Here is a 12,765-nt window from a genome sequence, read left to right as displayed (position 1 = left end):
GTCGTGTCCCCCGCCTTGCACGGATCCACCGCGGTGGCCGCTCCAGTTCATTACCGACACGTAGGGTAGCGATCAGGGGGTGGGGTGGGAAGCGGTAGCCCGGAGCGGGGTCCTTCGTTCGAGCGGTCCCGCCGCCGGGTGATGACCGGCGCCCGGAGGCACTTGGAGCACTCCGGGGGCTCGCACCCCTCGTGCGTACGCTCGACTCCTCGCGGCCGGACAGCGGTTTTCCGGCCGCAGGTGGACTATGGAAGATGCAGAAACCGGACCTGACCGCGACAGCGAGGAGGTGTGGGGCGATGGCCACGTTCATGGACATCCACACCGGCATGCAGGGCATCACCGCAGAGGCGCTGATGGAGGCCCACCAGGCGGACCTGGCGATCGAAGGAGAGGAAGGCGTGCACTTCAAGCAGGCCTGGGCCGACCCGGAGTCGGGCACGGTGTACTGCCTGTCGGAGGCGCCGACGGCCGAGGCGGTGCAGCGCATCCACGAGCGGACCGGGCACCCGGCGAACGAGATCCACCCCGTGCCGCTGATGGTGTAGGGCCGCGGCGGCTGGTGGCCGCCGTGACCGGAAACATTCGTACACACGAAGGAGGCCCCGAAGGCCCACGGCATATGCCTTGAGCAACCCTGTTGCGGATGTTGCCAAACGCCTTACAGGCCGTGCCGGCCTGTGCAACAGTCGTAACCGGTCCTTCCTTCATGGCCGTGCCGCGCCTGTATCGGAGTTCTCATGCCGTCCCATCTGTTCGCGGACCGTCCCGCGCAGCCGCCCGAGCCGGGGTCGGTGGACGCACTGATTTCGCAGACCCGGCGGCTGCGGGGCGAAGTGGACGCCGTGCGCCGCGACACCGTCGTGGACGACGACGACGCCCAGGGCCGCTGGCAGCGCGCGTTGTGCGATCTCGCGGTCCACCACCTCGACGACCTGGGCCAGCACTTGGGCCAGCTCAAGGAAGGCCTGCCGCCCGCGCCGCAGCAGCCCGTCGAGGCGCCGGCTGTGGCGCCCGGGACGACGGTCGAGGACCGGCAGACCCGGGTCGGCAGCGCCGAGTGGAACCTGCTGACGGACGAGGTGACCTGGTCCGAGGAACTCTTCCAGATCTTCGGCCGGTCACCGGAGGCCGGTGCGCTGCCATTGGACGAGCTGGGTTCGACCCTGTTCTCCGAGGACCAGCCGCTGCTCACCGCGATGGTCACCGACTGCCTGGTGGACGGCAAGCCCATAGACGGCGAGTTCCGCATCGTCCGGGCCGACGGGCGGGTCCGGACGCTGCACATGAGGGGCGAGCCGGTACTCGACTCCGACGGCTGCACGGCTTCCATGTGGGCCGTGCTGCGGGACGTGAGCGAACTGCGCCGCAGCCAGCGCGCGGTGCGCGAGTCCCGGGATTCCCTCCAGCGCCACCGGGAGATCGCGCAGACCGAGCACCGGCTGGCGGTCGAGCTGCAGGAGGCCGTGCTCCCCCCGTGGCGCGGCTCCCTGCGGTTCCCGCACGACAGCACCGGCGCCCTGGACGTGGCCGCGTACTACATGCCCTCCGCCACCAGCGCGCTGATCGGCGGGGACTGGTACGACGCGCTCGAACTGAGCGACGGGCGCTCGCTGCTGACGGTCGGTGACCTGACCGGCCACGGTGTGACCGCCACCTCCGGGATGGCGATGATGCTCGGCGCCCTGCGCGGGATGGCCATGGCCGGTATCGAGCCCGGCCCGTTGATGGGCTGGCTCAACCAGCTCCTGGAGAGTTCCGTCCAGCCTGCCCTCGGCTCGGCCGTCTGCTGCCGCTACGATCCCGCCCGGCGCGTGCTGTCCTGGGCGCAGGCCGGCCACCCGGCGCCGCTGCTGTTCCGCGACGGCCAGGGCCGCTCGCTCCAGCCGCCGGAGGGCGTACTGCTCGGGGCGACCTCCGGGGCGGTGTACGGCCAGGCGGAGGAACGCCTCGAAGCGGGCGACGTGGTGGTCCTGCACACGGACGGACTGACCCCGCGCAGCATCGAGTTCAGCCGGGCGGACGGCACCGAGCGGCTGCTCGCGCTCGCCCCGCGGTTCTCGACGGCGCGGTCGGCGCAGGAGTGCGTACGGATCGTGACCGAGGAGTTCGGGGACAACGAGCGCGAGGACGACGCCTGCGTGCTCGTGGCCCGGATCGGCCTCTGACCGGGCCCTCCTGACCGAGTCGGCCACGCAGAACGGTCTGCGAGGTTTACGGGCCGCGCCGCTCGGCGCGGCCTTTGCCTGTTCGGGCCTCTGGGTGGGAACTCCGGGTCGCACCTCTCGGGTCGGACGTCGCCCTGGTCAGACGTGGCTCGCCGCCTTCGGGGTGTCCGGGAGGGCCAGCTTGATCTCCTCGCGCAGGTCCTCGATGCGCGCGTAGCCGGAGTACTGGCCGGTGAGCCGGTACATCTCGCGCAGCCGGTCCCACGTGCGGTGCGAGGACGTCTCGTTCATCGACACCAGCGCGAGACGGGCGTACCGGTCCGCCTGTTCCGGGTCGTCGGCGATGAAGCAGGCCGAGGCCATCGAGATGTAGTCGAAGATCTGCGAGCGCTGGTGGCCCTGGGCGCGCAGCCGCAGCGCCTCCCTGGCGTGGCGCTGGGCGATCGGCGCGGCCGCGGGCTCGTGGTCGGCCAGGGTCCGGAAGGCCAGCGCCTGCATCCCGTGCAGGTCGGCCTCGTCGAAGTGCTGCATCCACGAGGGCGGCGGGACGTCGCCCTTGTCCGAGACGAACAGGTCCTCGGCCTCGCCCAGCGTGCGGCGCATGGCCTGGCCCTTGCCCATGGCGGCCTGCGCCCAGGCCTCGATGGTCTGGAGCATGGCGCGGGTGCGCGGCAGGGTCTCCTCGCCGGAACCGGACTTCGCCAGCTTCATCAGGTCCAGGGCCTCGTTGGGCTTGCCGAGGTGCACCATCTGGCGGGCCGCCCGGGACAGCGCCTCGCCCGCCCTCGGACGGTCCCCTCCCTCACGTGCGGCGTGCGCGGCGATGACGAAGTACTTCTGCGCGGTGGGTTCGAGGCCGACGTCGTGGGACATCCAGCCGGCGAGCACCGCCAGGTTCGCGGCCACTCCCCACAGCCGGCGCCGGAGGTGGTCGGGGTGGTGGTAGGCGAGCATTCCGCCCACCTCGTTGAGCTGGCCGACGACGGCCTTGCGCTGGAGTCCGCCTCCCCTGGAGGCGTCCCAGGCGCGGAAGACCTCGACGGAGCGCTCCAGGGCATCGATCTCCTGTGAGCCGATCGGGGCCGCCTCGTAGCGGTCGTAGGCGGCCGGATCGGCCTGGTGGGCGACTCCGCCGGAGCGGTGCACGTTCTTGGCGGCGGCGGGGTCGGTGTGCAGCCAGTCGTACATGGCGTTGCTGAGGGCTGAGCCGGCGGTGAGCGCGGCTCCCGCGCCCATCAAACCGCGACGGTTGAGCATGAGGTCCATTCCCGTGAATTCGGTGAGGACCGCGGCTGTGCGTTCGGGCGCCCAGGGCACTCCGTCGGGGTTCTCCTGCGCCCCCTCCGGCTGCCGCTTCGCGGTGCGCCGCTGCCGTACGAACCCGAGGTCCTCGATGGTCACGACACGACCGAGCCGCTCGGTGAACAGTGCTGCCAGTACCGTGGGCACCGGTTCGCGCGGGGTCTCCCCCATGTCGATCCAGCGCCGCACCCGCGAGGTGTCGGTGGCCAGCTGGTGGTGGCCCATGGCGGCCGCCTGCCGGTTGACCATCCTCGCCAGTTCGCCCTTGGACCAGCCGGCCAGGCCGAACAGGTCGTTCAGACGGGTGTTTGGACCTTTGCTCACGTCAAGCCCCCAGGTTCTCGGCTGAGTTGACAGTAGCCCGCCGTCAGGTGCCCAGCGACTATTCGCCAGGGTTCGCCAGGGTCCGCCAGATGGTGTGCCACCCACGGCGGGGTGTCATGTAGGAATGCGCCTCCCCGACCCGGCCCCCGGCGGAACTCCCCAGGGTGAAGCACGGGATCCGGCGGGGCGGCGTACGCAACTCGTCGGCGCACGAAGGGAACCGTAAACGCCATGTACGCAGCAACGTCCTCCGTGTCCGCCCCGGTCCGGCCGCACCGCACGCTCCAGGCGGGCGGCGGCCCCTACCTCGAACCCGGCCGGCCGGCCGCCCCGGCGCAGGGCGCCGTACGGGCCCGGCGGATGCCCGGGGCCGGGGCCCAGCCGCTCAGCGGAAGAATCGACCTGTCCGGGCCGCAGGGCGCCCAACTGCGCACGGCGCTCGCCTCGGTGCAGCGGGTCTGTCCGGAGTTCGCGCCCGTACAGGTCCTGCGGCGCAGCGGCCGGTCGGTCCTGCTGGTGGGGACGACGGGACGGATGACCGCCGTCGCGAAGGTGTTACTGGACCACTCGCCCGAGTGGCGCGAGCGGTACCGGCACGAAATAGCTGCGTACCGGGCGTTCGTCCGGCACCGTCCGCCGGTGCGGGTGCCCCGGCTGATCGCCGCCGACCCGGAGAACTGCGTCCTGGTCGTCGAGCGGATGGCGGGCCGGGTGGCGGCCCTGCAGCGGCACCCGGTGGAGGCTCCGCCGCGGGCCGACGTACGGGCGGCGCTGGGAGCGGTGTGCCGGGTGAACCAGTGGCGGCCGTCGCCCGAGCTGTTCGGGCACCCGCTGGACTACACCCGGCGGATCGCCCGCGACCACCAGCTCGGGATGCTGACCGACCGCGACTTCGGCGACCTGCAGAAGCTGCTGCACGGCCTCAAGCTGGCCGGGACGCCGTGGCAGTTCAACCACGGTGACGCCCTGCTGTCGAACCTGCTGCTCTCCCCGGCCGGGCCCGTGCTGCTCGACTGGGAGCACGCCGGCTGGTACCTGCCCGGCTACGACCTGGCCACGCTGTGGACGGTACTGGGCGACGCCCCGGCGGCGCGCGGCCAGATCAGCCGGCTGGCGCAGCAGCAGGGGCCGGCGGTCAGGGACGCGTTCCTGGTGAACCTCATGCTGATCCTGACCCGGGAGATCCGGATGTCCGAGACGGCGGTGCAGCGCTCGATGCTGGCGACCGCCCCGATGCAGCCGCTGCCCGCGGGCGCCTTGTCCTCGGGTGAGGAGCAGCGGCTGCTGCTGCGCCGGCTGCACGACGACTGCGGGATGGCCCGCAGGGCGGTCCGCGCGGTGGTCGGCACCCGCTGACGCCGTCCCCTCATGCGCGAGGCCCCGTGGCTCCCACCGCCACGGGGCCTCGCTTCGCCGTGTGCCGGGGCGGCGGCGTCGGATGCCTTGACATCACATGATCCTGCGAACAGGTTTCTGACTCGGCATCAGACGTGCCGGAGCCGTCGCCCCGTCCTCACTCCCCCGGAGCCCGCCATGTCCGCACGGTCCGATCACGCACGCGCTCCCCTGCCCGCCCGCCGGACGGTCCTCGCCGGTACCGGAGCCGGGGTGCTCGCCGCCACCGTGCTGCCGGCCGCCGCCGCGCGGGCGTCGGCCGCCGCAGCCGACGGGGTCCCGCTCGGCGAGTACGACGTCGTTGTGGTCGGGTCGGGGGCGTCCGGGATGACCGCCGCGCTCACTGCCGCCGGGCGGGGGCTGAGCGTGCTGGTGGTGGAGAAGGCCCCCACCTTCGGCGGCTCGGCGGCCCGCTCCGGCGCGGGGATCTGGATCCCGAACAACTCGGTCATCCTGGGGGCCGGTGTGCCGGACACCCCGGAGAAGGCTTCGGCGTACCTGGCGGCGGTCGTCGGTCCCGACGTACCGGCCGACCGGCAGCGGGCGTTCCTCGCCAACGGCCCCCGGATGCTGGACTTCGTCATGGCCAACAGCCCGTTGAAGTTCCGCTTCATGGACGGCTACAGCGACTACTACCCGAACCTTCCCGGCGGCCTGCCGAACGGACGCTCCGTCGAACCCGACCAGATCGACGGCAACGTGCTGGGCGCCGAACTGGCCCGGCTCAACCCGGCGTACATGCCGGTGCCCGCCGGGATGGTGGTGTTCAGCCAGGACTACAAGTGGCTGAACCTCGCGGCGGTCACCGCGAAGGGACTGGCGGTGTCCGCGGAGTGCCTGGCGCGCGGCACGGCGGCCGCGCTGCGCGGGGAGAAACCGCTGACCATGGGCCAGGCACTGGCCACGGGGCTGCGGGCGGGCCTGATGCGGGCGGGGGTGCCGGTGTGGCTGAACAGCCCGCTGGTGGATCTGGTGCGGGAGGGCGGGACCGTCACGGGGGTGGTGGTCGAGAAGGACGGCGTCCGGGGCGTCGTGCGGGCCCGCAAGGGAGTGATCATCGGCTCCGGCGGCTTCGAGCACAACGCGGCGATGCGGGCCCAGTACCAGCAGCAGCCGATCGGCACCCAGTGGTCGGTGGGCGCGAAGGAGAACACGGGCGACGGCATCCGGGCGGGCCAGCGGGCCGGGGCGGCGCTCGCGCTGATGGAGGACGCCTGGTGGGGGCCGTCGATCCCGCTGCCCGGCGAGCCGTACTTCTGCCTGGCGGAGCGGACCCTGCCGGGCGGGCTGATGGTGAACGCGAACGGCACGCGGTTCGTGAACGAGGCGGCCCCGTACAGCGACGTGGTGCACGTCATGTACGAGAAGGACCGGGGCGCGACCGGGTCGCACATTCCGGCCTGGCTGATCGTGGACCAGAACTACCGCAACAGGTACCTCTTCAAAGACCTCCTGCCCACGCTGCCCTTCCCGGACGCCTGGTACGAGGCGGGGGCCGCGAAGAAGGCGTGGACCTGGGACGCGCTCGCCGGGCAGATCGGGGTGCCGGCCGCGGCCCTGCGGGCGACGCTGGGCCGCTTCAACGCGCAGGCGTGGGGCGGGTCCGACCCGGACTTCCACCGCGGTGACACGGCGTACGACCACTACTACACGGATCCGAACATCCAGCCGAACTCGTGCCTGGCGCCGGTCTGGGTGCCGCCGTTCTACGCCTTCAAGATCGTCCCGGGGGACCTGGGCACGAAGGGCGGCATCGTCACGGACGCGCGGGCCCGGGCGCTGCGGGCGGACGGGTCGGTGATCCGGGGCCTGTGGGCGGCGGGCAACGCCAGTGCGGCGGTGATGGGACACAGCTACGCGGGCGCCGGATCGACGATCGGCCCCGCGATGACGTTCGGCTACGTAGCGGCGAACGACATCGCGGACGCGTAGGCGGCCGGGCTCAGCCCTGCTGGAAGAGCTCGGCCGGGAGGGGCTTGAGCAGGGCGTACAGGTCATCGGTGATGGGGCGGTCCCAGCTCGCGATGGTGACCAGCACGTTGTCGCTGCGGTCGAACTGCACGCAGCTGATGCGGCCCTCGGAGAGCTTGACCTTCCGCACGATGAGGAGGTTGTCGCCCTGCATGACGGGGCAGTCCTCGACCCCGGTGACCTCGACCTCCTCGTCGTTCTCCAGGGCGTCGAGGAGCTGGGCCACCTCGAAGGGGACCTGCTTGTCGGCGAGCTCGCGGGCCGGTGAGCCCTCGGGGAGGTTGCCGATGATCATCGCGGGGCCGCGGCCGCCGAAGAGGTCGTAGCGCAGGAAGACGCCCTGGCAGCTTCCGTCGGGGGCGGGGAGCAGCCCGGCCCCGAGGTTGCCCGGCCAGTCCCCCGGGTCCATGGCCAGGACGTCGAAGTCCGGGCCGGCGGGTGTGGCGGCGCGGTGGCGGCGGAGGAAGGACATGCCGCCATGGTACGTGGCCGACCGCGTTTTCCGGCCCGGGGCCCCGCTTCCGCCCCGGCGCGGGACCGGGGGGCGGGGGTCCGCGGCGGGGCCGGCTCCTACACGGGCGGGACCAGCTCGAAGTAGCGGTCGAGGCGGCCGGGGTCACCGGTGACCGTCAGCGCTGAGGCGGGGAGCCGCTGCCAGAGGAACAGCATCAGCTCCGAGGCCGTCCCGGCGGCTTCGACGTCCACCGGGCCGGTGGCACCGGGCTCCGAAAGCACCTGGTCCCCGGCGAAGGTGACCGTCCAGGATCCGGCGGCGTCGGTCCGCAGGAACCGGTACCGCTCCCCCGCACCCGGCGGTGCGGGCTTCCACAGGCGCCGGGCCGGAGCCATCACCTCGAAGGTGTGGGGCACGGCGTCGGCCGCGACCCGGGCGTCGACCGGGTCCGGTGTGCCCGTCACGGCCTCCGCGTCCCAGCGGTGCAGGGTGAGCTCGATCAGCTGCATCCGCAGCCAAAAGCCGCTGGTCCGTTCGGACGACCAGGTCCATACCGGGACGTCGGGCCCGAGCGTACGCAGCAGTTCCGCCAGCGTCGCGGCCCCCTCGGCGAACCAGTCGATCAGCGATCCGGGTACCGGGTCGAGCGTGGGGGTCCGGTCCGGCCTCGGCCACGCGGCCAGGTCCGCCGGGTCGGAGGGGAGCCCGTAGAGGGAGAGGTCCGAGGGGTCGGGGGCCTCGGTAAGCCGCCGGCGCAGGATGTGGGCGAGGTAGCGGTGTACGCCGCCCAGGTGCCCCACGAGGTCGGACACCGACCAGCCGGGGCAGGACGGCACCAGGGGCGGCCGGCCACTGGGGCCGACCGCCCGGCGGACGGCCTTTTCGAACGCCCGTGCCTGCGCGTGGAACAGGTTGAGCCGCGTGATCTCGTCCATGCGGCCACTGTGCCCGGCTCACCGGCGGGTTCCTACGTCCTTTGCTGCGGGCGAACGTCTCCGGCGCGCCGGTGCGCGGCCGGGGAGGGTGCGACGGCGAACTCGGCGCCGGGGCTGACGCGGTACGGGTCCGAGGGGCGGACCGTGCGCCGGGCGGCGCGCTGGTCCACTCGGGTGGACGGCGGCCCTCGGACGGACCTCGCCGGGCGCGCGGCGCGCCGGTCCGGTCGCGCGGCATCGCCCGTTCGGCGGCCTGCCGTCACGGCCCCTGTGGCGACGGGACGGATTCGCCCGCGCCGGGGCATCGGGCGGCAGCCTCACGCCCGGCGCCCCGGCGCCCCAGCGGCCTCGCGGCGTCAGGTCAGGTCGAACTCCCCGCCGCGGGCGTCCAGGACGAACTTGCGCCACTCGTCGGGGGCGAAGATCAGCGAGGGGCTGTCGGGTCGCTCGCTGTTGCGCATCGCGATGAACCCTTCCACGAAGGCGATCTGGACGTCCCCCGCTCCCCGGCTGCTCGACCGCCAGTGCGCCCCGCTGAGATCCAGGTCCGGCTTGCCCCAGCCGGCGGGGGCCTGCGAAGTCATGCTCTCGGCCACGTGCGTGCTCCTCCCGGTACGTCGTCCGAGGGCCAGATTAACCACGCGGGCGGGTGCCGCACAGGCCCCCCGGTGTCCCGGCCGTGACCGGTCCCGCCCGCCCGGCCGGCGCTCAGGAGGTGGGAGGTTCGGCCCCCACCAGCCACATCGCGAAGAACTGGGCCCCGCCACCGTACGCGTGGCCGAGGGCCCGGCGGGCGCCCGCGATCTGGTGTTCGCCCGCCTGACCGCGCACTTGGAGCGCCGCCTCGGCGAAGCGGATCATGCCGGACGCGCCGATCGGGTTGGTGGACAGGACACCGCCCGACGGGTTGACGGGCAGGTCGCCGTCGAGTTCGGTGACCCCGGCCTCGGTGAGTTTCCAGCCCTCGCCCTCCTCGGCGAAGCCCAGGTTCTCCAGCCACATCGGCTCGTACCAGGAGAACGGTACGTAGATCTCCACCGCGTCGATCTCCCGGCGCGGGTCCGTGATCCCCGCCTGCCGGTAGACGTCGGCCGCGCAGTCCTTGCCCGCCTGCGGGGACACGAAGTCCTTGCCGGCGAAGAGGGTCGGCTCGCTGCGCATCGCCCCGCCGTGCACCCAGGCCGGGCGCCGGGGCGAACGGGCCGCGCCCGCCCGGTCGGTGAGCACCATCGCACAGGCCCCGTCGGAGGAGGGGCAGGTTTCCGAGTACCGGATCGGGTCCCACAGCATCGGCGAGGCCTGGACCTTCTCCAGGGTGATGTCGCGCTCGTGCAGGTGCGCGTAGGGGTTCTTCAGCGCGTTGCGCCGGTCCTTGTACGCGACGAGTGAACCCACCGTGTCGGGTGCGCCGGTGCGGCGCATGTACGCGCGGACGTGCGGCGCGAAGAACCCGCCCGCTCCCGCCAGCAGGGGCTGCTGGAAGGGCACCGGCAGCGAGAGGCCCCACATGGCGTTCGATTCGGACTGCTTCTCGAAGGCGAGGGTCAAGACGGTGCGGTGCACGCGGGCCGCCACCAGGTTGGCGGCGACGAGCGCGGTGGACCCGCCGACGGAGCCGGCCGTGTGGACGCGGAGCATCGGCTTGCCGACCGCGCCGAGCGCGTCCGCCAGGTACAGCTCCGGCATCATCACCCCCTCGAAGAAGTCGGGGGCCTTCCCGATGACGACGGCGTCGATGTCCGCCCAGGTCAGTTCGGCGTCGGCGAGGGCGCGCACCGCGGCCTCGCGGACCAGTCCGGCGATGGAGACGTCGTGCCGGGCGGCGACGTGCTTGGTCTGGCCGATGCCGACGACGGCCACGCTCTCCTTCGATGTCGCGGCCTTGCTCATGCTCGGTCCCCTTCCAGGACGGCGACCAGGTTCTGCTGGAGGCAGGGGCCGGAGGTGGCGTGCGCGACGGCCCGGTGGGACGCGCCGCGGTGGATGCGGGCGGCGGCCTCGCCGATGCGGATCAGGCCGGCGGCCATGATCGGGTTGGCGGCGAGGGCCCCGCCGGACGGGTTGACGGCCACCGCGTCGTCGAGCCCGAGTGCCTTGCGGAGCACGACCTCCTGGGAGGAGAAGGGGGCGTGCAGTTCCGCCGTGTCCACGGGCGCTTCGAAGAGCCCCGCGTGTTCGGCGGCGGTGCGGGTCGAGGGCGAGTCGGTGAGGTCGCGCAGTCCCAGGGCGTGCGCCTCGATCCGGTGGTCGATGCCGGTGATCCAGGCGGGCCGCTCGCACAACCGGCGGGCGGTGTCGCCCGCCGCCAGGATGACGGCGGCGGCACCGTCGCCGATGGGCGGGCAATCCCCGGTGCGCAGCGGCCGGACCTGGTAGTCGCCTTGCGGGACGGCGCCGGTGAGCTGGGCGTGCGGGTTGCCGGCCCCTGCACTGGCCCGGCTGCGGGCACCGATGGCGGCGAGGGCCGGCTCGTCGGTCTCGCCCGCGTCGATCAGTGCCTGGGCCTGGAGGGCGGCCAGGGCGACGGAGTCGGGCCAGAGGGGAGCGAGGTAGTAGGGGTCGAGCTGGCGAGTGAGGACGTCGCGCACCGGTCCCGGCGAGGACTTCCCGTACGCGTAGACGAGCGCGGTGTCGGCCTCTCCGGTCTGGATCTTGACCCAGGCCTCGTAGAGGGCCCAGGCGCCGTCCATCTCGACGTGGGACTCGGAGATGGGCGGCCAGGCGCCGACTCCGTCGAGGGTCATGGTGAAGGAGAAGGCCCTGCCCGCCAGGTAGTCGCTGGAGCCGGAGCAGGTGAAGCCGATCTCGCCGGTCTTGAGTCCGGTCCGGGCCAGCACCTGATGGAGGACCGGCATGACCATCTCGACTTCGCTGAGTTCGTCGGTGCGGCGCCGGTGGTTGCTCTGCGCGAAGGCGACGACCGCGACCTCGCGGCCGTACCTGTGGGTCGTGGCCATCAGATGAGCTCCTTGTACGCGTCGTAGTCCGCGTCCGGTTCGCCGGTGGGGCGGTAGTGGTCGGGGTACCGGCCGCCTTCGGTCCACACCGGTTCGACGCGCAGTCCCATGCGGACCTGGTCGTAGGGGATGCCGCCGATCCGGCCGTGGAGGGCGAGGCCGGCGCCGTCGAGGGCGATGTGGGCGTAGACGTAGGGGACTTCGATGTCGAGGTTGCGGGCCTTGATGTTGACGACGCAGTACGTGGTGACGGTGCCGGCCGGGCCGACCTCGACCCGGTCGGTGGTCGCGACGCCGCAGGTGGGGCAGGCGCCGCGCGGCGGTACGTACACCTTGTGGCAGGAGGGGCAGCGCTCGCCGACGGTCCGCCGCTCGGAGAGGGCGTTGATGTACGCGGTCTGGGCACGGCCGGGGCTGTAGGTGTAGTCGAGCCGGGCCTCGGCGACGATCCCGGTGACGGGGTCCGCGAACGTCGCGTCGTGGGAGCCGGCTTGAGGGTCCGCGGGGCCTTCGTGGGGCTCGAAGCAGGCGATGTCGGTGATGGCTCCGGTGCGTTCGGCGGCCCAGCGGACGCGGACGCGCATGCCGGTGCGGACGGCGTCGGGGCCGGGGGCGTCGAGGGCGTGCAGGAGGGCGGTGTCGGCGCCGTCGAGTCTGACGAGGGCCCAGGCGAAGGGGCGGTCGAGGGGCTGGTTCGGGCGCGGGTGGTCGTTCCAGGCCCAGGTGGTGACGGTGCCGGTGGTGGCGACCTGGACGAGTTCGCGGATCTCCTCGGCGGTGACGGGGTCGTACTCGACGGGCGGGACCATCACCTGGCCGGCGGTGGTCCGTACGCCGAGTACGACGCGCTCGCGCAGGCCGGTGAGGAAGGCGCTCTGCACGGGCCCGAGGGACCGCGTGAACGGGAACTCGACCACCAGGGGCGCACGCAACACCCCGGGCGGCGACGCGGCGGCTTCTGCGGCTGCGGTCATGTGCGGGCTCCTATCTGAAGGCACGAGGAGTAACACCCGTCCGGGCCCCGGCCGGGCCCTGAGGCCTGCACGGCCGAGCCGGGTCGGCCGGGTCGCCCGGGTGGGCCGGGCCCAGGTCCCGGACGGGACGGTCGGTCGGTCGGTCGGTCGGTCCGGTCGGGTCAGCCGGTAAGCGGGTCGGGTCAGCCGGGGAGGTGGGGTCGCCCGGCCGTGCGGGCCGGTCGGGCCAGTGGGTCGGTCGCCCGGGACGGCTGGGTCTGGTGGGTCAAGCAGGTCGATCGGCCT

General features: G+C 72.9%; 11 protein-coding genes. 4 read left to right on the top strand and 7 right to left on the bottom strand.

What is annotated here, in order from left to right:
* Nucleotides 1-299 precede the first annotated feature (299 nt).
* The gene (locus tag ACIA6C_RS11725; RefSeq protein WP_399274805.1) at nucleotides 300-548 is read left to right on the top strand and encodes an SCO4226 family nickel-binding protein; all 249 of its coding nucleotides are present in this window, start codon (nucleotides 300-302) and stop codon (nucleotides 546-548) included.
* Between the two features lie 192 nt (nucleotides 549-740).
* Nucleotides 741-2,168 carry a SpoIIE family protein phosphatase gene (locus ACIA6C_RS11720; RefSeq protein ID WP_366079763.1) on the top strand — a complete coding sequence of 476 codons (1,428 nt, stop codon included), beginning with the start codon at nucleotides 741-743 and terminating at the stop codon, nucleotides 2,166-2,168.
* A gap of 138 nt (nucleotides 2,169-2,306) precedes the next feature.
* On the opposite strand, the gene ACIA6C_RS11715 is transcribed toward ACIA6C_RS11720, so the two are convergent.
* Nucleotides 2,307-3,794 (bottom strand): hypothetical protein, encoded by a 1,488-nt coding sequence (locus tag ACIA6C_RS11715; protein WP_399274803.1) that lies wholly within the window; start codon nucleotides 3,792-3,794, stop codon nucleotides 2,307-2,309.
* 231 nt (nucleotides 3,795-4,025) lie between these two features.
* Between ACIA6C_RS11715 and ACIA6C_RS11710 the strand changes: the two genes are divergently transcribed.
* Both ACIA6C_RS11710 and kstD read left to right on the top strand, forming a co-directional pair.
* A complete protein-coding gene (locus ACIA6C_RS11710; protein ID WP_399274801.1) occupies nucleotides 4,026-5,150 on the top strand; it encodes an aminoglycoside phosphotransferase family protein in 1,125 nt (374 codons plus the stop codon).
* A gap of 177 nt (nucleotides 5,151-5,327) precedes the next feature.
* A complete protein-coding gene (gene kstD / locus ACIA6C_RS11705; protein ID WP_399274799.1) occupies nucleotides 5,328-7,121 on the top strand; it encodes a 3-oxosteroid 1-dehydrogenase in 1,794 nt (597 codons plus the stop codon).
* 10 nt (nucleotides 7,122-7,131) lie between these two features.
* Here the strand turns inward: kstD and ACIA6C_RS11700 are convergent, their stop codons facing one another.
* From ACIA6C_RS11700 to ACIA6C_RS11675, 6 genes are all read right to left on the bottom strand, one after another.
* Complete coding sequence (locus ACIA6C_RS11700; protein ID WP_190184063.1) at nucleotides 7,132-7,632, bottom strand: hypothetical protein; 501 nt, start codon at nucleotides 7,630-7,632, stop codon at nucleotides 7,132-7,134.
* Nucleotides 7,633-7,730: 98 nt separating this feature from the next.
* Nucleotides 7,731-8,549 carry a maleylpyruvate isomerase family mycothiol-dependent enzyme gene (locus ACIA6C_RS11695; RefSeq protein WP_399274797.1) on the bottom strand — a complete coding sequence of 273 codons (819 nt, stop codon included), beginning with the start codon at nucleotides 8,547-8,549 and terminating at the stop codon, nucleotides 7,731-7,733.
* Nucleotides 8,550-8,905: 356 nt separating this feature from the next.
* The gene (locus tag ACIA6C_RS11690; RefSeq protein WP_399276191.1) at nucleotides 8,906-9,133 is read right to left on the bottom strand and encodes a DUF397 domain-containing protein; all 228 of its coding nucleotides are present in this window, start codon (nucleotides 9,131-9,133) and stop codon (nucleotides 8,906-8,908) included.
* Between the two features lie 124 nt (nucleotides 9,134-9,257).
* Complete coding sequence (locus ACIA6C_RS11685; protein ID WP_399274795.1) at nucleotides 9,258-10,439, bottom strand: thiolase domain-containing protein; 1,182 nt, start codon at nucleotides 10,437-10,439, stop codon at nucleotides 9,258-9,260.
* Nucleotides 10,436-11,506, bottom strand: a complete 1,071-nt coding sequence (locus ACIA6C_RS11680; protein WP_399274793.1) for a thiolase domain-containing protein — start codon at nucleotides 11,504-11,506, stop codon at nucleotides 10,436-10,438. The genes ACIA6C_RS11685 and ACIA6C_RS11680 overlap by 4 nt, the downstream gene beginning before the upstream one ends.
* Nucleotides 11,506-12,480: a Zn-ribbon domain-containing OB-fold protein gene (locus tag ACIA6C_RS11675; protein ID WP_399274791.1), complete on the bottom strand. Its 975-nt coding sequence runs from the start codon at nucleotides 12,478-12,480 to the stop codon at nucleotides 11,506-11,508. Before ACIA6C_RS11675 ends, ACIA6C_RS11680 begins: the two co-directional genes overlap by 1 nt.
* Between the last annotated feature and the right edge of the window lie 285 nt (nucleotides 12,481-12,765).

Origin of the sequence: Streptomyces sp. NPDC051578 (assembly GCF_044454045.1) — a bacterium.
GTDB lineage: Bacteria > Actinomycetota > Actinomycetes > Streptomycetales > Streptomycetaceae > Streptomyces.
Note: the sequence above shows the minus strand (reverse complement) of the source record. Positions and strands in the feature narration are given on the sequence as shown.